This is a genomic window from Parabacteroides sp. AM58-2XD, from assembly GCF_003463685.1.
Classification (GTDB): Bacteria; Bacteroidota; Bacteroidia; order Bacteroidales; family Tannerellaceae; genus Parabacteroides; species Parabacteroides segnis.
Map to the genome: position 1 here is coordinate 1 of NZ_QSDP01000082.1, position 22348 is coordinate 22348.

The 22348-nt window shown below is 44.1% G+C and carries 13 protein-coding genes and 3 pseudogenes; 3 read left to right on the top strand and 13 right to left on the bottom strand.

Annotated elements, in window-relative coordinates:
• The 4 genes and pseudogenes from DXA15_RS17830 to leuS all read right to left on the bottom strand — a co-directional run.
• Positions 1–428: pseudogene (locus DXA15_RS17830) on the bottom strand (hypothetical protein); the annotation flags it as partial.
• 3 nt (positions 429–431) lie between these two features.
• Positions 432–1013: a non-canonical purine NTP diphosphatase gene (locus tag DXA15_RS17835; RefSeq protein ID WP_128134911.1), complete on the bottom strand. Its 582-nt coding sequence runs from the start codon at positions 1011–1013 to the stop codon at positions 432–434.
• A gap of 81 nt (positions 1014–1094) precedes the next feature.
• The gene (locus DXA15_RS17840) at positions 1095–1976 is read right to left on the bottom strand and encodes a YitT family protein (protein WP_009860457.1); all 882 of its coding nucleotides are present in this window, start codon (positions 1974–1976) and stop codon (positions 1095–1097) included.
• Complete coding sequence (gene leuS, locus DXA15_RS17845) at positions 1976–4813, bottom strand: leucine--tRNA ligase (protein WP_128134912.1); 2838 nt, start codon at positions 4811–4813, stop codon at positions 1976–1978. Before leuS ends, DXA15_RS17840 begins: the two co-directional genes overlap by 1 nt.
• 376 nt (positions 4814–5189) lie before the next feature.
• Here leuS and DXA15_RS17850 point away from each other — a divergent pair, with 376 nt between their 5' ends.
• Complete coding sequence (locus tag DXA15_RS17850) at positions 5190–7010, top strand: thiol protease/hemagglutinin PrtT (RefSeq protein ID WP_128134913.1); 1821 nt, start codon at positions 5190–5192, stop codon at positions 7008–7010.
• An 89-nt stretch (positions 7011–7099) separates the two neighbouring features.
• On the opposite strand, the gene DXA15_RS17855 is transcribed toward DXA15_RS17850, so the two are convergent.
• A complete protein-coding gene (locus DXA15_RS17855; protein WP_044245492.1) occupies positions 7100–8539 on the bottom strand; it encodes an arylsulfatase in 1440 nt (479 codons plus the stop codon).
• Positions 8540–8709: 170 nt separating this feature from the next.
• Here DXA15_RS17855 and mutS point away from each other — a divergent pair.
• Positions 8710–11350 (top strand): annotated as a pseudogene (gene mutS / locus DXA15_RS17860) (DNA mismatch repair protein MutS).
• A 972-nt stretch (positions 11351–12322) separates the two neighbouring features.
• Here the strand turns inward: mutS and DXA15_RS17865 are convergent.
• From DXA15_RS17865 to DXA15_RS17900, 8 genes and pseudogenes are all read right to left on the bottom strand, one after another.
• Positions 12323–13572, bottom strand: a pseudogene (locus tag DXA15_RS17865) (acyloxyacyl hydrolase).
• Between the two features lie 107 nt (positions 13573–13679).
• Entirely contained in the window at positions 13680–16472 is a 2793-nt protein-coding gene (locus DXA15_RS17870; protein WP_128134914.1) for an alpha-L-rhamnosidase, read from the bottom strand.
• A gap of 106 nt (positions 16473–16578) precedes the next feature.
• Complete coding sequence (locus DXA15_RS17875; RefSeq protein WP_128134915.1) at positions 16579–17040, bottom strand: DUF4252 domain-containing protein; 462 nt, start codon at positions 17038–17040, stop codon at positions 16579–16581.
• A 4-nt stretch (positions 17041–17044) separates the two neighbouring features.
• Positions 17045–17446: a hypothetical protein gene (locus tag DXA15_RS17880; RefSeq protein ID WP_128134916.1), complete on the bottom strand. Its 402-nt coding sequence runs from the start codon at positions 17444–17446 to the stop codon at positions 17045–17047.
• Positions 17436–17948, bottom strand: coding sequence for an RNA polymerase sigma factor (locus tag DXA15_RS17885; protein WP_128134925.1), 513 nt, complete (start codon positions 17946–17948; stop codon positions 17436–17438). Before DXA15_RS17885 ends, DXA15_RS17880 begins: the two co-directional genes overlap by 11 nt.
• On the bottom strand, positions 17938–18387 hold the full coding sequence (locus DXA15_RS17890) for a DUF4252 domain-containing protein (RefSeq protein WP_048314890.1): 450 nt from the start codon (positions 18385–18387) through the stop codon (positions 17938–17940). Before DXA15_RS17890 ends, DXA15_RS17885 begins: the two co-directional genes overlap by 11 nt.
• A gap of 124 nt (positions 18388–18511) precedes the next feature.
• Positions 18512–19411, bottom strand: coding sequence for a DMT family transporter (locus DXA15_RS17895; protein WP_128134917.1), 900 nt, complete (start codon positions 19409–19411; stop codon positions 18512–18514).
• Between the two features lie 15 nt (positions 19412–19426).
• Positions 19427–20647 carry an MFS transporter gene (locus DXA15_RS17900; protein WP_128134918.1) on the bottom strand — a complete coding sequence of 407 codons (1221 nt, stop codon included), beginning with the start codon at positions 20645–20647 and terminating at the stop codon, positions 19427–19429.
• Between the two features lie 257 nt (positions 20648–20904).
• Here DXA15_RS17900 and DXA15_RS17905 point away from each other — a divergent pair, with 257 nt between their 5' ends.
• Complete coding sequence (locus DXA15_RS17905; protein WP_128134919.1) at positions 20905–22344, top strand: glutamate decarboxylase; 1440 nt, start codon at positions 20905–20907, stop codon at positions 22342–22344.
• Positions 22345–22348 lie beyond the last annotated feature (4 nt).

Consider the following 22348-nt stretch of genomic DNA (forward strand, 5'->3'; position numbering starts at 1 on the left):
ATTCCAAAATTGGTGGATAAATAAGCGTATTCATATATATGAAATATACTGTTAATCGTCTTATCCTGAATATTGGAATTATTCATTAAATAAGGTAGGTTGTAGATACCTTTATCACTCAATAGATCAATATTTCCACTGATGCTATATGTAATTAGCAGTGTATTTGTAGTCGGGTTGAATGCTACATTATTTATATCATTGTCACTTAACCCTGTTTGTTTTGAGTAATAGGATATACTGTTATCTTCTTTATTATAACTGTATAGTGAACCGTTGGCTACACCGAATACATGATTATTACCTTCAGCAACCAAATTTGTTGAATAATAAGATAAGTAAGTATTCCATTGGCCTATTGCCTTTTGAGCTACTGCATTAGTAACGAGCAAGCAGAATAATATAAGCGTGTATATTATCTTCTTCATAATTTATTCTGATAATGTAGATAAAAAAGCACTTAATTTTTTTACAGCTTCAGCCCGGTGGCTGATTGTATTCTTTATATCATTACCCATTTCGGCAAATGTCTCCGTATGATTGTCCGGCATAAAGATAGGGTCGTATCCAAATCCGCTTCTTCCGCGTTTATCCTTTGTTATCTGACCGTTTACTATGCCTTCGAACAGATATTCCTTTCCATCCAGAATAAGTGCTATAACGGTACGGAAACGGGCTTTACGGTTTTCCATTCCTTCCATTTCCCGGAGAAGTTTTTTCATATTGGCTTCCGAATCATGTCCGGGACCGGCATAGCGGGCAGAATATACACCGGGAGCATTATTCAGCGCTTCTACTTCGAGGCCGGTATCGTCGGCAAAGCAGTCGTAACCGAATTTATTTTTAATGTAACGAGCTTTCTGGAGCGCATTGCCTTCCAGGGTATCGGCTGTTTCCGGTATGTCGTCATGACAATCGATGGCAGCCAGGCTTACTATTTCTGTATGACCGGCTGTTATTTTTTGTACTTCATCCAACTTATGTTGGTTGTTTGTTGCGAATACAAGTTTCATATCTGTAAATATCTAAATAAAAAAGCACTTCTGTACGATATATAACGTATGGAAGTGCTTTTAATTGTTTGAATGAATCTTTTATGTTTTTATCTGGTCAAATCCTTCTCCGTAAACTCCCCGGACAATACTTTGCGAGATGAATGCCTGGTGGTCTATCTGTTTTACCAGACGGAAGATGGATACTGATTCTGATTTCTTAGCTAATAATACGACAACTTTGACCGGTTTGCGGGAATAACCTCCGACACCGTCCAGGATGGTACATCCACGGTCCAGATCGTGAATGATCCGTTCGGCTATTTCATCATATTTCTGTGAGAAGATGAGGAATTGTACCGATTGACGGTTACCATTTAATACCATGTCGAGGACATAGTTGCTGATTATCATTTCTACGAAACCAAACACGATCTTATCCACATTATGGAAGAGGAAGAAAGAAGAACTGATAATGAAGAAATCGCAGAATAACAAGGCACGTCCGATGGATATGTTCTTGTATTTATTCACGATAGCTCCGATAATATCGGTACCTCCCGTACTTCCGTTTGCAGAAAAGACCAGTCCGAGTCCGGCTCCGCAAAGGAGGGCACCAATCATGATAGCCATAAACGGCTGGTCGTGCAGAATCGGGTTTCCTTTCAGCAGCCATTCAAAAAATGAAAGAGAAGCGGAAAGGGAGAATACTCCGAATATGGTTTTTATCAGGAACTTAAAACCTAATATTTTAAGTGCGGCCAGTAGTAAGACTACGTTGATAACAAAGTATGAAACCGATACCGGTATGGCGCCGCCTGTGGCGAAGAATATCAGCGCACAGATACCACTAACGCCACCGGTAACAATTTCATTCGACAGGATAAATGCATTGAATCCGAAACCATATAATAAGGTTCCGAACAGAATCATCAGATAATCCTGTATTGAAAAATAAATTTTATAAAACTGAGCAGCTTTCATCAGATAACGATATTAACAATCTTACCCGGAACGACGATAACCTTTTTAGGTGTTTTGCCTTCCGTCCACTTAGCGGAACTTTCGTGGCTGAGAGCTGCCTTTTCAACCTCTTCACGGGGCATGTCAGCCGGAAGTTCCATACTGAAACGGGCTTTTCCGTTGAATGAGATAGCGTAGGTAACTGACTTTTCTTTCAGATACTCTTCGTTGTGCTGGGGCCATTGAGCATCGCAAACCGTAGTCGTATGACCGCATTCATGCCATAACTCTTCTGCCGTATGAGGTGCAAACGGGGCAAGCAGGATAACCAGTTGCTCCAGGATAGCACGCTTGTTACATTTCAGGCTGCTTAATTCATTGACACAGATCATGAAAGCACTGATAGAGGTATTATAAGAGAAATGCTCGATATCGAATGTTACTTTCTTAATCAGTTTATGTAATGATTTTAATTCTTCTGCTGTCGGTTCGGCATCGGTTATCTGAAGGCTGTCGGTATTTCCGTAGAATAAAGCCCAAAGCTTTTTTAGGAAACGGTGAACGCCGTCGATACCGTTTGTATCCCATGGTTTGGATTGTTCCAACGGACCTAAGAACATTTCATACAGGCGTAATGTATCTGCACCGTATTTTTCAACAATCATATCCGGGTTTACTACGTTGAACATAGATTTTGACATCTTTTCAACAGCCCATCCGCAGATATATTTGCCGTCTTCCAGGATAAATTCTGCATTCTTATATTCCGGACGCCAGTTTTTAAACGCTTCGACATCCAGGATATCGTTGTATACAATGTTTACATCTACGTGGATAGGAGTAACTTCGTACTGGTCTTTCAGGTTCAGAGAGACAAATGTATTGGTATCTTTGATACGGTATACGAAGTTTGAACGTCCCTGAATCATACCCTGGTTAATCAACTTTTGGAACGGTTCGTTCTCGCAGATAACTTCCATATCATACAGGAACTTGTTCCAGAAACGACTATAAATCAGGTGACCGGTAGCATGTTCCGTACCACCGATATACAGGTCTACGTTTTTCCAGTAATCATTTACCTGTTTATCTACCAAGCCTTTGTCGTTATGAGGGTCCATATAACGCAGGTAATAAGCGGAAGAACCGGCAAAACCAGGCATTGTACAAAGTTCCAGCGGGAAGATTGTTTTATTATCTATCTTAGAAGTTTCAACTACTTCTTTATTAACCGAATCCCAGGCCCATTTGGTTGCATGTCCCAATGGAGGTTCTCCTGTGGCAGTCGGCAGGAATTTGTCTACTTCCGGTAATTGTAATGGCAGTGCTTCAAACGGTAACATCTGAGGCATTCCGTCCGCATCATAATATACGGGGAACGGTTCGCCCCAATAACGCTGACGGCTGAAGATAGCATCACGCAGACGGTAATTTACTTTTACACGTCCTAACTTCTGTTCCGCTACAAATTTCTTGGTGGCGGCAATAGCTTCTTTAACGGTTAATCCGTTCAGTGACAATTCGCAATAAGGAGTAACGTCCGGTCTCGGTGAGTTGCAGACGATACCTTCCTTGGCATCGAAACTTTCTTCGCTAACGTCGCAACCTTCAATCAACGGAATGATAGGCAAGTTGAAATGTTTTGCGAAAGCATAGTCACGGCTATCGTGAGCCGGAACAGCCATGATGGCTCCTGTACCGTAACCGGCCAGCACATAATCGCTAATCCATACAGGCACAGCATCTCCGGTAAACGGATTGATTGCGTATGAACCGCTGAAGACACCTGTTACCTGGCGGTCGGCAATACGTTCACGTTCTGTACGTTTTTTGGTACGGTCCAGATAAGCGTCTACTTCTTGTCTCTGTTCCGGAGTAGTTAATTTCTCAACCAGTTCGCTTTCGGGAGCCAGTACCATGAAAGTAACACCGAACATCGTATCGGCACGGGTAGTGAAGATGGTAAATTCCAGGTCGCTGTCTTTTACCTTGAAATTGACTTCGGCACCTTCGCTTCGGCCTATCCAGTTGCGTTGTGTTTCTTTCAGTGAATCCGTCCAATCGATTGTATCCAGCCCGTCCAGTAAACGCTGGGCGTAAGCCGATACACGCAGACACCACTGACGCATCATTTTTTGTTCTACCGGGAAGCCTCCACGTTCGGAAACGCCGTTTACAACTTCATCATTTGCCAGTACAGTTCCCAGTTCGGAACACCAGTTAACCATTGTATCACCCAGATAAGCGATACGGTAGTTCAGTAATATTTCTTGTTTTTCTTTGTCACTTTTAGCTTTCCATTCAGCGGCGGTGAAACTTAATTCTTCGCCACAGGCAACGTTCAGACCTTCAGTACCTACGGTTTCGAAGGCTTCAATCAGACTTTCGATAGGAAGTGCTTTCTTTTCATCGTTGCAATAGTAGCTGTTGAACATTTTGATGAATGCCCATTGTGTCCAATGATAATATTCCGGGTCGCAGGTACGGATTTCACGACTCCAGTCGTAGCTGAAACCTATTTTATCCATCTGCTCACGATAACGGGCGATATTTTGTTTGGTAGTTACTTCGGGATGCTGTCCGGTCTGGATGGCATATTGTTCTGCCGGCAAACCGTAAGCATCGTATCCCATCGGGTGTAATACGTTGAAACCCTGTAACCGTTTGAAACGGGAATAAATGTCAGAAGCGATGTAACCGAGCGGATGACCTACATGTAGTCCTGCACCGGATGGGTAAGGGAACATATCCAACACGTAGTATTTGGGTTTATCCTTATTTTCTTTCACTTTATAAACCCCGTTGGCAATCCAATATTCTTGCCATTTTTTCTCGATTTCTCTGAAATTGTACTCCATAATATCTAATCGTTTTTTATCGTTTTCAGTTTAAAGCCACAAAGTTAGTTATTTTATTTAGTTTTACTTCACATAAAGAATCTTCGGTCTGGGTTTATTGTTCTTTTTGAACGAAGACTCGTACAAAATGAGCCTGCTTCGGCGGATACTTATTTGCTTCATTTTACCCCGTCACAATATCCTTAGCAGGAAACTCTGGTTTCTTCCATAGGAAACACGTGTTTTCTGCCTGGGAAATTATAGTTCCTTGCGGAGGAAAGTGAACCTTCTTTCCATCCTCTTTGTTATTGAATGACAATAAATTTGAAACGCCATTAATGCCTTTAACCCGACCTCTGACAAGCAAGCTAAATTTAAACTATAAAAATTACAAGTAATGAGAAGATGTACTCTTATTTTCCTGGTTGCCTTGTTGACAATGTCGATAAGCGCCACCCCTGTCGATGTGGAACAGGCCCGGAGCGTTGCGCTCAGTTTTCTGAAAAGCAATTGTCCGCAGACCAAGTCCTCGCTTACGAAACTGACGTTAGTCTGGTCGGATGGCGGAGTCGCTACCAAATCGGATGCCGGTTCGCAGGATGCTACTTTTTATGTGTTTAATCAGGGCAATGATAACGGTTTTGTGGTCGTTGCCGGTGATGACGTTGTTTATCCTATTCTGGGATATGGTATGCAGGAACCGTTCCGGAAAGATTCCATGCCGGTTAACCTGCGTTCATGGTTTGACAGTTATCAGCGTCAGATTAACTGGATGCGCGGAAATAAAACGGTAGCCGGTAAAGAGATAACTGCCGCTTGGAATCAGTTGCGGCAGGGCACTATGCAACTGAGTTCGGATGGTGTACTACTGACGACTGTGTTGTGGGACCAGATGACGCCTTATAATAATCTTTGCCCGGTGGTAAACAGCCAGCGTACTCCGACCGGTTGTGTGGCGACTTCTACTGCTATTGCTATGCAATACCATAAATGGCCGGATGTAGGGCAGGGCAGTTATTCCTATACTTCACAGACGTATGGCTTATCTCTTTCCGCCACTTTCAATACGCCTTACCAATGGGATAATATGCCTTCTACTTATACTGCCGGGCAGTACACTACCCAGCAGGCGCAGAATGTAGCCACTCTGATGTATGATGTCGGTGTTATGTCGGAAATGAATTACGCGCCCGGAAACAGTGGTGCGCTGACAATTACAGCAGCCCAAGGCCTTGTCAATTATATGAAATACGATAAGTCTCTTCATGTATTGCAACGTGAAAACTATCAGACGGCTGAGTGGGAGTCTATCATCAAAGGTGAATTGGATGATAATCGTCCTGTCATCTATGGTGGTGAAAATGATCAGAACGAAGGTCATCAGTTTATTATCGACGGATACAATACATCCGATTATTATCATGTGAACTGGGGTTGGAGCGGACTGGCAAACGGTTATTACCTGCTATCGGTTCTCGAACCCGAAGAACAGGGAACAGGTGGCAATAGCGGTGGTGGTTTCTCCCTTGACCAGGATGCCATCATCAGCATGATGAAACCGGTGGAAGGTTCGACCTATCAGGACGTACTGGTGTTTTTCTATGGTGAAAATGAGGGTACTGTATTCAATGGTCTGTCTGCTACGACTGACGATTTCGAACAGAACCAGCTTTTCGGTCTTCAATACGGTTATGTAGGAAATATGAGTATCCGTGATTTCACCGGTAATCTTGTTGCAGCCCTTGTGGATAAGGATGGAAATACAAAAGAATTTATTTCCAGCGAAGAACCTGTCACTATCGAGATAGAACGCGGAGTGGGGCAGGAGATACCTTGTACGATTACCAAAGCAATTGCTCCGGGTGACCGTATCCGTTTGCTTTATAAGAGCAGTGACGGCAGCGAATGGAAATGGGTAAGAGGCGGTGGTGATACGACCGGCGAGATTGTGGTGGCTGCCGACCCGACTTCGACGGAAGAAATCTCTTCGGATATGAATGTCTCTGTCTCCTACGTGGATGGTACAGCTTATGTAACTTCTCCTGTAGCTATTCTGGAAGTTGCTTTGTATGATATGAACGGCCGTCTGTTAAAAAAGCAACCGGGAAGCAATAATTCAACCGTTACGCTTTCTTATAGCGGATATCCGGCAGGTATTTATGTGATGGAAATACAGACTGCGGAAGGAAGAAGCAGTCATAAGTTGGTAAAAAAGTAAATATAACAGAAGTAAAAGGGATGTCCAAGAGTCGGATATCCCTTTTACTTCAATGCTTTGACCATTTCGTTGACGTTGACGAAATGGTCTTACTTCTTCAGCAATGGCCAGTTCGGGTCTTCGATGTGTTCACGAACCATGATTTCTTTCAGTTCGGCTACTTTTTCAGGATATTTATCCAGGATGTTATGTCTTTCCGAAGGATCGGCTGCTAAGTTATAAAGCTCATAATAAGGCTTATCGCCACGGATATTCATGTGAACCAGTTTCCACGGACCTTGACGGACAGCCTGACGACCGTTCATTTCCTGAAATTCGAAGTACAGGAATTCATGTTCTTTCTGACCTTTGCGGTTTTGAAGCAACGGTAACATGCTTACGCCATCCATCTCTTTCTGTTTAGCTTTCGGGCTGATGATTTCTTCGAATGTAGGCAATACATCCCAGAAAGAACACATAAAGTTTGTTTCTGTTCCCGGTTGGATATGTCCCGGCCATGAGATAATCATCGGTACGCGGATACCGCCTTCATATAAGTCACGTTTGTAGCCACGGTACATACCGTTGCTGTTGAAGAAATCAGGATCAGCGCCACCTTCCATGTGCGGACCGTTGTCGCTGGCGAAAATAATGATTGTATTATCGTATAAACCTTTATCTTTCAGCTTCTGAACAATCTGTCCCACATATACGTCCAGACGATATATCATAGCAGCAAATGTAGCGTGCGGATGAAGCTGTGTGCAATAACCGCCTTTGCGGAAAGCCGGACTGCCCGGTTCTGTTCCTTTGTAAGCCTTTTCGGGATACATGCCACGGAATTTCTTAATGATACTGTCTTCCGGTACGATCAGTTCGGCATGTGGCAGGATAGTCGGATACCACATAAAGAAAGGTTCGTCTTCCTTGAGGTTATCCAGATAATCGAGTGCTTTTGAATGGATAAGATCCTGTGAATAAGTACCTTTTCCGTATTGAACTTCCAATACATTATCTTTTAGTTCCACCCGCTGATCGTTATCCCACAGATGGTCGGGATAGTAACTATGTGCCAGCAACTGACAATTATATCCGTAGAATGTTTCACAACCCTGGTTTTTAGGATCGCCCGAAGTACCGATATAACCTAATCCCCATTTACCGAAGGCAGAAGTCTTATATCCTGCATCCTGCATCACATGGAAGATGGTGCGGGTACCTTCCGGCAGTGGAAATTGTCCTTCCGGATCGAGTTCTTTGTTTCCCCGAACAGGAGTATGTCCGCTGTGGGTACCGGTCAACAGGCAGGAGCGGGAAGGGGCACTGACAGTCGTTCCCGAATAGCACTGGGTGAAACGCATACCGTTTTGCGCCAGTTGGTCGATGTTCGGAGTTTCAAACTTTTCCTGTCCGTAGCAGCTCAGGTCACCGTATCCCAGGTCATCTGCTAAAATAAATACGATGTTCGGTTTTTTGTCTTTGTTCTTTTGTGCTTGTACAAAAGGAACAGCCAGCATAAAGCCGGAAGCGAGTAATAAAGTTTTTTTCATGATTCTAAGATGTTTCTTGTCAGACATGCTGGCAAAGTTATATTTTTTATTTAAAAAGTGTAGGAAAGTTTTCTAATTAATAAAGAAGCTGATACAAGAAGAGGTTATTTTCTCTCACAAAAAATTGTACCTTTGTGCGGTTGTAAATAAAATGATAAAAGATATATCCCGTGGCAAAGATCGTTGAAACCCCATTGATGAAACAGTATTTCGATATTAAGGCGAAACATCCGGATGCTGTACTTCTGTTCCGTGTAGGAGACTTTTACGAAATGTATGGCGAAGACGCGTGATTGGTGCCGAGATACTGGGAATCGTACAAACTAAAAAAGCCAACGGACCGGGTCAGTTATTGAAATGGCCGGATTTCCGCATCATGCCCTCGATACTTATCTTCCCAAGCTGGTCCGTGCCGGTAAACGTGTTGCCATCTGCGACCAGCTGGAAGACCCGAAGATGACTAAGAAGCTGGTGAAACGCGGAGTGACGGAATTGGTTACGCCGGGTGTCTCTATCAACGACAATATCCTGAATCATAAAGAAAATAATTTCCTTGCCGCCATTCATTTCGGTAAGGATGTTTGTGGAATTTCCTTGCTGGATATTTCCACCGGTGAATTTCTGACTGCTGAGGGAACAATCGACTATATCGACAAACTGCTCAATAACTTCTCTCCGAAGGAAGTATTGATCGAGCGTAATAATAAGAAACGTTTCGAAGAAGCCTTCGGTCCCCGTTTCTTTACCTTTGAAATGGAAGACTGGGTATTCTCGGCCGATGCCGCCAACGACCGTCTGTTGAAACATTTCGAAACAAAGAATCTCAAAGGTTTCGGAGTAGAACATCTGAAACTGGGCGTCGTCGCATCGGGAGCAATCCTTTATTATCTGGATCAGACACAACATACACATATTTCGCATATTACAGCATTGTCACGTATTGAAGAAGACCGTTATGTGCGCCTGGATAAGTTCACTGTGCGTAGTCTGGAACTGGTTGGTACAATGAATGACGAAGGAACCAGTCTGCTGGACGTAATCGACAAGACGGTTTCTCCGATGGGTTCACGTATGCTGCGGCGTTGGGTACTGTTTCCGTTGAAAGACGTCAAACCTATTCAGGAACGGCAGAATGTAGTGGATTATTTCTTCCGTCATCCGGAGGTGAAGGAGATACTGGATGAACAAATCGAACAGATCGGCGACCTGGAACGTATTATTTCAAAAGTAGCGGTAGGCCGTGTCTCTCCCCGTGAAGTGGTGCAGCTGAAAGTTGCTCTCCGGGCAATCGAACCTATAAAGGAAGCCTGTATGGCCAGCGACGAACCGAGCCTTTCCCGTGTCGGTGAGCAGTTGAATGCCTGTACCGAAATACGTGACCGTATCGAGAAAGAAATCAATAACGACCCGCCCGCTTTGCTGAATAAAGGAGGTGTGATAGCCACAGGTATCAATGCAGAACTGGATGAATTGCGTGCCATTGCCTATTCCGGTAAGGATTATTTGTTGAAGGTGCAGCAGCGGGAAAGTGAGAAAACGGGTATTCCGAGTTTGAAGATTGCTTTCAATAACGTATTCGGTTATTATATCGAAGTGCGTAATGCGCATAAAGACAAAGTTCCCGCCGAATGGATACGCAAACAGACGTTGGTAAATGCCGAGCGTTATATCACGGAAGAACTGAAAGAATACGAAGAAAAGATATTAGGAGCGGAAGAAAAGATTCTCGCCCTCGAAAACCGCCTGTTTACCGAATTGGTTACCTGTTTAGCTGAATTTATACCACCTATTCAGGTGAATGCCAATCTGATTGGTCGTTTGGATTGTCTGTTGTCGTTTGCTAAAGTGGCGGAAAGTAACCGGTATATCCGTCCGAATGTGGATGATTCGGATGTAATCGACATCAAGTCAGGCCGTCATCCGGTGATCGAAAAACAATTGCCGTTGGGGGAAGCTTATATTGCCAATGACGTGTATCTGGATAGCGAGAAGCAGCAGATTATTATTATTACCGGTCCGAACATGGCGGGTAAATCAGCGTTATTGCGTCAGACGGCATTAATTACCCTGATGGCGCAGATTGGTTGTTTTGTGCCGGCTGAGTCTGCCCGTATCGGTATGGTAGACAAGATATTTACCCGTGTAGGGGCTTCCGATAATATTTCTGTCGGTGAGTCTACTTTTATGGTAGAGATGAACGAAGCATCGAATATCCTGAACAACATGTCTTCGCGCAGCCTGGTTCTTTTCGATGAGTTGGGCCGCGGAACAAGTACTTACGATGGTATCTCGATTGCCTGGGCGATCGTTGAATATATCCATGAGCATCCGAATGCCCGTGCAAAGACGCTTTTTGCTACTCATTATCATGAATTGAACGAGATGGAACGTTCTTTCAAACGCATCAAAAACTACAATGTTTCGGTGAAAGAGGTTTCAAATAAGGTAATATTCCTGCGTAAACTGGTTCCCGGAGGTAGCGAACATAGTTTCGGTATCCATGTAGCCAAGATGGCTGGTATGCCGAAAAGTATCGTGAAACGTTCCAACGAAATCCTGAAACAACTGGAAACGGAAAACCGCCAGGAAGGAATTGATTGCAAGGAAAAAGGTAAAGGAAAGGTAAAAGCGAAACCAGTCAAGGAGATTGCCGCTGCTGCCGAAGGCTATCAGCTTAGTTTCTTCCAGCTCGACGACCCTGTATTAAGCCAGGTTCGCGACGAGATCAAGAACCTCGATGTAAACAATCTTACTCCGATCGAGGCACTGAACAAACTGAGCGAGATACGTAAGATCATTTCAGGGAAATAGAAATGATGAGCTAATATGTAGGTTCATTATTTATCAAATTTGAATGTAGCGTCGTTGGTAGGGGCGGTTCGCAAACCGCCCTTACGGTGTCAATGTAAGCCTGTAAGGCTTTAACAAACCAGCCCAGGGTTCTAACCCTGGGTTTATGAAAACTCGCTCTTCCCTTTCCGCCCTGTAGGGGCGGCACAAGATAAATATCAGCCCTTTCAATCTTGTCGCACCCCTACAGGGTGCCTCAGAAAGAGAAGGATTCAAGGGAACCCAGGGTTAGAACCCTGGGCTAGTTTGTTACAGCCTGAAGGCACCGTCACTAATTGGCTCATCCTATAATTTGCAGATAGCTCAATTATTTCTAAAACAACATCATTTAATTCCGCCAACGAGTAAGTAAGTTTCCTTTTCTTCTCTATTAGGTATTTGTCTCCTTCTTTCTAAAGAAAAGCCAAAGATCCTGTTCAAATTTTAAATATTGAGCTTAAAAAATATTTCTTATTATTACAACAATATCTACCAGTATTAATATAATTAACTATTTATCAGTTGATTAATGTATGGTTGTAGATGGAAAAATATCTACAATAATAAAGTTATATCTACCACTATTTACTGCTTTTATGTACTAAATACAACCGTCTTGCATTTGTTCGGTTGGCTCTCTTCTCTATGCCCATCACCCGTTATCCGAGATGATTCATTCGTTTTTTTGATGTCTAAACTTTTGTTTCTACAGGACAAAACAGAAGTTTCTACCGCATAAAACTTTTGTTTTCTAAGCAGGAAACTTTAGTTTCATCTTATAGAAACTATTTATCCCTATCCATTTCTCCATTGGATAGTAAAGATGATACATTAAGTGGTAGATAATGAATGATTATTGTAGATATTATATCATCTGCAATCATGCATAAGATGTTTATTTATAAGGTGTTTATGATGTAGTTGTGGATGTTGTAGATAATAGGAGTTTATTTTCTATCTGTGGAATGTCGGATATTTATTATGGAACCGATATCCGATACCCAGCATTAAGTAATTGGGAGTATGGAAATTTTGCAGGTTATATCCTACGTGGATAAATGAACTGCGGGTAACTTCTACTTTGAGGGCCAGTACCTGGTATAAACCTTTCAGGTCACCGCCACGGTGTATGACATTTCCTCCCAATCCTATTCCGACCGTGAAATAAGGCATGACATATTCTGCCCGGCAGAAAGTCCCAACGCCATTTGGTAGCTGAGAGGAGGCCTGTAGAAGCGGTCGGACGAAGAATATTCGTCGGCATAAATATTGGCACTCTCATCATAAACGCCATCCAATGATACCCCGGCGCGGAAGTTATATCCGAAGTTGTACATCGGGTTTATATTGAATCCCGCTACTGCAAAAGCACCCGGGGCGGCAATTTGTCCTTCTCCTACATAAACACCTTTCCGCCGCCAGGAACCGAATAAGACCACATCATAACTGATATGACGGGGAAAGCGCGGCACAGGAGGCTGGAATAAAGGACGGGAAAGACATTCATCCTTCCTGTTGAAGTTATATACTAATCCGATTTTTAATCCGATCGTGTTCAGTCCGGCATTCGGGAACCTTGTGTTACCGTTCGAGAAATGTGTCAAATCGACTCCGGCCGTCAGGTCTATTTCTTTTGAAAGGATATAGTCCAGATAGAAATTCGCATTGATATAAGCATTGATTTTCGAACCGATCACTTTATTATACTGATTTTCAAATTCATCGAAAGGTTTCCAGCCGAAAGATGCACCGAAGTTCCATTCATAATTGAGTGACAAACGCGGATTGAATCGTTTGATGCGGGCTCCCTGGAAAACATAGACTGCTATCGGATTTCCCAGTTCTTCCTTATTCTGGAACGAGTATCCCGATAATCCGATACCTTGGTAGGAACCTCTGTAAATCCGGTCTGTATAACTGTTCGGATAGTATTGGAACGAGTATTTTAAATGTGCGGAGACAGACCGCCGGATGGGTTCCATTTCCGTATTCTCTCCTTTCAGGAAAGAATTGGTAGGGAAAATATAAGTCGGCCGCACGTCGAAACCTAACCGATGGATTAAACGACGTGAATAGGATACGGAATCCGTCATATCCCCCGATGCGTTTTTATGTGCTCCTTCATCAGCTAATGTAATGACGGATGAAAAACACATTGCAATCAGGATAATCAGTACATTCAACCTCTCTGTTCCACTTTTCATACGTTACTCTGCTCGTTTGTTATTTGATAGATAATCAAGGTAAATCCCTAATATTCCGCAAATATAACATTTTAGAGCATTTACTATGGTCTATAATCGCTTCATTTTTACTTTTCTACGATAAAGTTGTAAATACCCGAGCCTGTTTCCACCTTAATCCGTCCGTTTACAGGGGCGCTGAACTTCATTCCTTTTATTTCCTGTAACGGTATTCCGCTTTCCGATATTTGTCCGGGAGCATTGGCCGGCAGGTAAATCGAGGCGCTGCTGTTTGCCGGTATTTCTATCCGGAGACTGAATGTTTCCTTATCGTCTTTCCAGGACGAATGAATCAGACCATAAGGAGATTCATAAGAGGTATCCGCATCCCGGATATCACCTACCGGTTCCGGTTTGATGACGATATTCTTAAAGGCAACAGACCCTTCTTCCTGGCGTATGCCTCCCAGTCCGCTAAAAAGCCATTCCATCAGATGTCCCAGCATACAGTGATTGTTCGAGACAAAGCCGTAAGCCTGCCACGATTCTGTCAGGGAGGTCGCTCCGTGTGCCAGTTGCCAGCCGTAACCGGGGACATCATATTTGCAGTTCATATCGTAGATTACATCGGATGCGTTATTTTCTTCCAGTGCACGGAGCACATAGCGGTAACCGACATCACCGGCTGTCAGGGCATTATTGCGGTTACGGATATCGGCAATCAGGTTGTTGAATACCTGTTCTTTGTTGTCGGGTTCGACTAAGCCGGTATATAAGGCGATGGCATTAGCTGCCTGGCTATCGCGGTCGTATTTGCGGGTAGATTTGTTCCAGAATGTAGTGTTGAATGCTTCTTTGATTCGGGAAGCCTGCTCTGCGTATTTGTCGGCATCGGCGGACTTATTCAGCAAAGATGCGATTTGCTGCATGATAACCGTATTGTAATAGAATATGGCTGTTGCGGTTACTCCGTTGCTGGTTAGCTGGGATTCGCCGGGGTGGTTCGGGCCGATATCATACCAGTCGCCCAGACCATAGGAGATGATATAATTATCGGATTTCGACAGCAGATAATCCAGGTAACGTTGCATGTCAGGATAATTCTTTTCGATAAGCTGTTTGTCCCCGTACCACTGATAAACGTACCAGGGAGAAATGATAAAGGCGCTGCCCCATTCGGGGGTATCTTTGAAACCTCCTTCAAACTCAACCAGTTCGGGGGCGGTAGTGGCTATCTGTCCGTTTTCGGCTTGTGTCGAACGCATATCGTTCATTACTTTTTCGTAAAAGCGAGCCATATTATACCTGTATTGGATGGAGTATTGCATCAGATGTGCAACTTCCAGCCAACCCAGTTTCTCCCGGTGAGGGCAGTCGGTCAGTACACTTGCCATATTGCTGCGGACAGACCAGTCGATCAGGTTATATATCTTATTGAACATTTCGTTGGAGCAACTGAATTTACCGGCTTTATCCGCAGAGTTGCATGTATGGAGTCCGGTGATGTCGATGATTTCAGGCAGTCCTTCGGGATTCGGTTGTCCGCTCGGGACGGCACCTTCCACCTGTACATACCGGAAACCGTAATAGGTAAACTGGGGTTGCCATGATTCTGTCAGATTACTACCTTTAGGGATATAAGTAAAATAGAACGGTGCTCCCGATGCGCTTTGATTGATGCTGTTGTCCGGATTTAATAACTCTGCCGGATACAGTTTGACCGGATGCTGGTCGGTTGCCCGCACCTTTAGTTGGAGGATACCGGAAAAGTTCTGTCCGAGGTCGTATACCCAGTCTCCTTTTTCTGTTTGAAGGAGACGGACTGTCGGGATTCGGTCGCGTACTTTTAACGGAGGAATGCGTTGGGAGATTAATGCAGTTTTCCAGTTTGAATTGATAGCCTTATTCCAGTCGGTATCATTGAAGCCGGGCTGTTTCCAGCCTTCCTGTTCTTTGCTGGCATCGTATTCTTCTCCTCCGTAAATGCTACTGAAGGTAATGGGGCTTTCTGTTACTTTCCAGTCGGTGTCGGAGACGATATGCTGTGTACTGCCGTCAGTATATTCCAATTGTATCTTCATGATGAGTTTAGGAGCGCCGTAAGAGGTCAGTATCTTGTAATAACGCTCTCTCGGAATATTGAAAAAGCCGTTTCCCAACATGACTCCGACGGCATTATTACCCTGTTGTAAATGTCCGGTAATGTCGAAAGATACATAAAGAGCGCATTTGTCGTATTTGGTCCATCCCGGATCAAGGAAATTGTCTCCTACTTTAGTACCGTTCAGGAACATATCGAAATGACCGAGCCCGGAAACATAGGCTATGGCACGTTTAAGCTGTTTGTTGACAGCAAACTCTTTTCTGAATTGCGGCAGGCGGTATGTCCCCGTTTTCTTATCTCCAATGGCATTTTCTACCAGCGGAGCATGGATACCTGTCGTAATAATCTCTTCTTTTCTGTCTTTTTCTAAAGCGATCCATTTAGCGTTGCTCCAGTCCTTTTCCGAAAGCAGGCCGATATTGAACTGATTGGCAGGGCTCCAGGGAGAAGCATTCCCTTGTTTATCCCATATCCTGACTTTCCAGAAATAAGTTTGCCCGGCTTCCAACCCCTTCCCGTTAAAAGGGACCAGGATGGAAGCCGGACTGTTTACCTTCCGGCTATTCCAGATAGTGCCGTTTTCATTGTCGAGTGCTTCGGGGGTGTCGGCAACCAGTATTTGCCAGGCTGCCTGTTCAAAGTTTCTTTCTTCTGCATTGATCTGCCAGCTGAAGCGGGGCCGGAGTTTTTCTATTCCCAGAGGATTCGTTTCCTGTTCGCATTTCAGGTTGTAAACCGAAAAAGAACCTTTGGCAAACATAGCCAATGAGAATAGTGAAAGCAGTATGGAGATATGGAAAGATCTTCTATTTTTCATTTTGTACAGAATTAAAGTGTAATAGCTGTACAAAGATGCTTATTTATAAGTAAAATAAGGTATTAAAAATGATTTTATGACTTAGTAAAATGACATCTTCCACTTGTTACTTATTCATTTCTTTTGTGATCTCCTGGATGTCCTGGAGGGTGAAGTTACCCAATAACTGGATTACGTTGAAGCTATTGTCCGTATCGGCCAGCATGATCATTTCGCTTATCAGGTCTCCTTTCTGTTTGACATAGAAGGTGGCGCGTGTCTTGCCGTCTTTCACCCGCATCAGTTCCTGGTGGTCTTTACTGATCAGCTTTTTGAAATCATCACGCATTTTTTCCTTTATGCTGTTGTTCTCGGTAGTGAGGACTTGCAGACTTTCTATTTTCCCTTTCAGGTTCATCAGGTTGAGGCCGTTTGTTTCGATCTTGGGCATCATCTGGAACATGGCTTTTGAGATATAGACGGAGGTGACGTTATCTATTTCGGAATATTTGTCGAAAAGTTTGTTCTGGGCAAAGCAAATGCTTGTGCAGCACAGAAAGAGAATGAGCAATATATTTTTAGTTTTCATCTTGTTAATCTTTTAAATGTTTATTCAGTATTTCGTTTACTTTATTCATTTCCTGCTGGGCTTCGTTCACCTGTTCGATTCCCTTATTCAGGTTTACAGACATGAAAGCGAGTGCTTTCTGGGCGGCAATGGCGGCTTCTTGCGGATTGGTATACGTATCTGCCAGTTGATGTTCCTCATTGGGGGTAGTAAACTGGAAGATGCCTATGCATAACAGTGCTACGGCAGCGGCTCCGCTGAGCCAGTAGAGAGAACGGCGGCGGAAAGATGAACGGATCGCCTCCTTCTTTTCGGCGGCGGCCCAGGCATCTATCTGCTGCTCCAACCGTTCGGAAAGTCCTTCCGGTAACGTTTGATCCTCCCGGAGGACCTTGTTGATTAATTCATCTATCTGTTTATCGTTCATATTCGTATAATTTTTCGAATTGTTCCCTGATTACTTTTCGTGCCCGGGAAAGCAGCACACGTATGTTTACGGCATTCAGGCCGGTTATCTGTTCTATTTCATCCATCGAGCAATCGTTGATTCCCCTGAGGCGGAGTACCTGCCGCTGGTTTTCGGGTAAACGGTTGATCAGTTGCCGGATTTGTTGTTCCTTGTCTTTCGTTTCCAGTTCCTTTTCCGGTGAAGAATCGGTTGCCAGCGTAAATACACTTTCTATTTCTTCTTCCCGCCGGTTGGCACGTGGGGAACGGAGGAAATCGAGAGAGAGGTTCTTGACCAAGGTGACACAGAAGGCTTCGGGGTTCTCTATGTCGGGCAGTTCGTCCCGTTTGTTCCATAATTTGAAGTAAGCATCCTGAAGGATATCTTCTGCATCGGCTTTATTCTCAACAAGTGCGTAGGCAATCCGGAAAAGCTTGGGGTGGAAGGAGAGGAACTTTCGTTTGAAGTTCTCAGCATCCATTCCCATGATCTTTCATCACTTTTTCTATATCGGATGGTTTGATCTTGCCTTTGATGCGTACCAGGGCATTGCTGTTGCCGGTGGTGAGGACTACCATTTCGCGGATCATGTCTTTTTCGATACGTACCATGACCTTTGTGCGACTACCTTTTTCGTTGGAGGTGACCATTGTCTCGAAGTCGGGGTCTTTCAGTTCCTTGATCGCTTTCTCGAAACGTTGTTTTACATCGCTGTTGCAACTGCCGAACTCGAGGACTTCGATGCCGTTTACCCCCATCGTTTCAGTGAACAAGCTGGCAAGTTTCATAGTGATATTGCCTATTTTGACATGGTTGATCTGTTCTATTTTCGAGAACTCGTTGAACAGTTGGTTCATTGTCTGGCTGTTCCCTGCCTGGCAGATCAAGATCAGCGCCAGGATAACAAAGTATCGTTTCATCTTTCTATTGTATTAAATGATTACTAATTCTGTTTGTTCCGGCCTTTCCTCGTGCGCACTTCGGAGAGGCTTCATAAGGTAGACGGGAACAAAGAATAAGTTGTTACAAAGAAAGAGAAAAAAATTATCTTTTATCCTTGCTTTCCGCTATTTCAACGAAATAGACGCTTGAACAGATCAGTGCGATGGCAATCATCTGATACCAGCTGAAACGGTCCTGCCCGATGGAAAGGGAGACGATGGTGGCAACAATCAATATAATGTAGCCGTAGAGGGCAACCAGCGTAGTACTCAGATATTTCAGGCCTATCGGAATGAGTAGATAACTGATTGTGGTGGGGAAGATAAGGACAAACATCAGGACAAGGAAAGGCGTCCATTCGAAATGACTGAACAGATGGCCGTCGAAACCGGTAAAAGCCATCACGATCAGAGAGGAAACAGCTGCTCCGAGGAAACTATAGCGTAACATATTGAGCGAACTGACTTTTCCCAATACTACATTGCTTACGATCAGATAAGCAGCATAGGCTATAGAACTGATCAAACAGAGCATATTACCCGTAAAAGCATCGGAAGCCAAATCGTCGCTTTTCTGCGTCAGGATGCAGAGCAGTGCGCCGCCCAAGCCGATCGCGATACCGATTATTTTCATCGCCGTAATACGTTCCCGTAGGAAAATGACGGAAAGGATGAATACCCAAATCGGTTGCAGGCTGCTGAACAGCGAACTGGAGACCGGTGTTGTTTTGCTGACTCCAAGCAAATAAAAGAACATGAAACCATATAATCCGATCGCTCCCAGCAGGAACAGGGTTATCTTCTCCCGTCGGGTTATTTTGTCCTGTTTCCAGAATATACTGATGATCCAGAACACAATGGCAGCGAATACACAACGAAACATAACTCCTGTCAGCGGAGCAATCCATAAGGGTAGGAGATATTTGAGGGCATTCGCATTCAAACCGCTGAAGGTTTTGGATACGATCATACTCAGGTTGGCTTCTGTCTTTTTATTCTTCATAAGCTTAGCGTTCTTTTATATTTTATCGTTAAACAGGAACGAATCCTGTTTGATATAAGCCCAAACAGCAGCAGCCAGTGCAATGATCATATTGAATATGAAGGCAAACTGTTGTGTTTCTATGTGGAGTATATCTTTGAATACATTTATAATAAACGGGCATAACAGGATAGCCAGGTAATTCATTGCCATCACGAAAGCCAGTGCCAGCGTTACTTTCGATGGAATAGCCGTGCGGGTCGTCTTGTCGTAAGCGATTGGCTGGATAACGCCATAGGCAAATCCGGTAAAGATACAGCCTAAGCCGATCAGCCATTCCGTTCTTGAAATCAGGATCAGTAGCATACCTAGAGCGATCGAGAGCAAACAATAGAATTTCGTCTTTTTGCCCAGGAGGTCGACGATCTGGTTCAAGATAAATCCCGGAGCCATGATAGCCAGGAAAAACAGCGAGATCATGATACCTGAATTACCGCTGGTGAAATGGTATTCTTTCATCAGGAAGGGCAGGTTGAAGCTGACTATAATGACCAAATAAGTCGCCAACCCGTAGAACCCCATGATCTGCATCAGGTGTTTAACCTGTATGCCCAGTTTTCCGAATGCGGGATCAGCAGTAACAGTTTTGTCTTTCTCCGAAACTGTTGCATGGACGGGTAGGGGATCGATATTCTTTTTCAGATAGAACGACAGTACGATCGATATCAACGGAAATAGATAAACCAGGAACGGCAGATGCCAGTTCACCTCCGCCAAATAACCGGTCAGGATGGTTGCCAGCACCAGTGTAACGTTGGTGATGGCAGAACTCAGACCGAACTGCTTTGTCCGGTATGCCCCGACGAAAAACCGTGAAATTAAGCCGGTAGAGAGAGGAACGATCAGTCCCGAACCGACGCCCAGCAAGGCGCTCACTGCAATCAGCTGCCACATCTTGGTTGACAGCAGATACAATACCCCGCTGACGGCGAAGATGCTCAATCCGATTTGTAACAACCAGATATTGTTGACCTTTTCCGTCAGCTTCCCCGATAATATAATAAAAGGTATAATCAGCAGCGAAGGCAGGGATGATAACATTTGTATATCCAGCTCCGTCGAGTGGGGGAATATGGCGGACAATTTTCCCAGGATAGGAGAGACTGCCAATCCCGGCAGCGCATTCAGCGCCGAAATCGACCATATACCTATTAATGTAATAAGGGGTATCGTCCCCTGTCCGGTTTTTATTCTCATAATTAAATAGCTGTTTTATAAGACAAAAAACAATTCTTATGGCTGAATGTTCATTTTAACAGAATTGTCATCTGTGTGCCATTAACGAACTTATTACTGTTTTCTCTCATTTTAAATAACATTGTTTTAATAAACCCCAAATATTCCCTCATTAACCAAAATCGAAGAACAATTCTTTTCAGAGGCTGTTTTTGCACTACAAATCGACGCACGAATGTCGGTTGCGCCAATTCTTAATAATTTAAAAACAAAAAGACATGAAAGATTCAAGTTTTAGAGAAGGTGATGCCAAAACCGCGATTTTTGGCTCGAATGCAATGTTGCATCCCGCTCCAGTAGATGTAATCCCTGATGGTCCGACCACTCCGGAGATTGCTTATCAGATGGTAAAAGACGAAACTTTCGCCCAGACACAGCCCCGTCTGAACCTGGCTACATTCGTTACCACCTGGATGGATGATTATGCAACAAAGTTGATGAACGAAGCAATCAACATCAACTATATCGACGAAACTGAGTATCCGCGTATTGCTGTGATGAATGCTAAATGTATCAACATCATGGCTAACCTGTGGAACAGCCCCGAACAGGCACAGTGGAAAGCCGGAGCCTTGGCTATCGGTTCTTCCGAAGCATGTATGTTGGGTGGTGTTGCAGCCTGGTTGCGCTGGCGTGAAAGAAGAATCGCACAAGGCAAACCGACCGACAAACCTAACTTCGTTATTTCTGCCGGTTTCCAGGTTGTATGGGAAAAGTTCGCCCAGCTGTGGCAGATCGAAATGCGCCAGGTGCCCCTGACACAGGAACACATCACGCTCGACCCGCAGGAAGCCCTGAAGTATTGTGATGAAAACACCATCTGTATCGTCCCCATCCAGGGTGTTACCTGGACAGGTCTGAACGATGACGTGGAAGCATTGGACGCTGCTCTCGACGCATACAATGCAAAGACAGGCTACGAAATCTGTATCCATGTGGATGCCGCTTCCGGAGGTTTCATCCTGCCGTTCCTGAAACCGGAACTGAAATGGGACTTCCGCCTGAAATGGGTACTTTCCATCAGTACTTCCGGACATAAATTCGGTCTGGTATATCCAGGTCTGGGTTGGGTTGTCTGGAAAGATAAAAAATACTTGCCGGGCTCCATGTCTTTCAGTGTAAATTATTTAGGTGCAAACATCACTCAGGTCGGTTTGAACTTCTCTCGTCCTGCCGCTCAGATTTTGGGACAATACTATCAGTTCATCCGTCTCGGATTCCAGGGTTACAAGGAAGTACAGCAGAACAGTATGGCTGTTGCCGATTATCTGCATGCTGAAATTGCTAAGATGGCTCCGTTCCAGAATTATAGCAAAGAAGTTGTCAACCCATTGTTTATCTGGTATCTGAAACCTGAATATGCTAAGACTGCCAAATGGACACTGTACGATTTGCAGGATAAACTGAAACAGAGCGGATGGATGGTTCCGGCTTATACATTGCCTGAAAACCTCGAAAACTGGGTAGTTATGCGTATCGTTGTCCGTCAGGGCTTCAGCCGTGACATGGCAGACCAGTTGCTGGGCGACATCAGCAATGCGATCACCGACCTGGAAAAATTGGAATATCCGACCCCTACCCGTATCGCACAGGACAGACAACAGGCTGTAAAAGGCTCTGTCTTCACTCATACCGGCTGTCCTAAATCAACTAAATAATTTG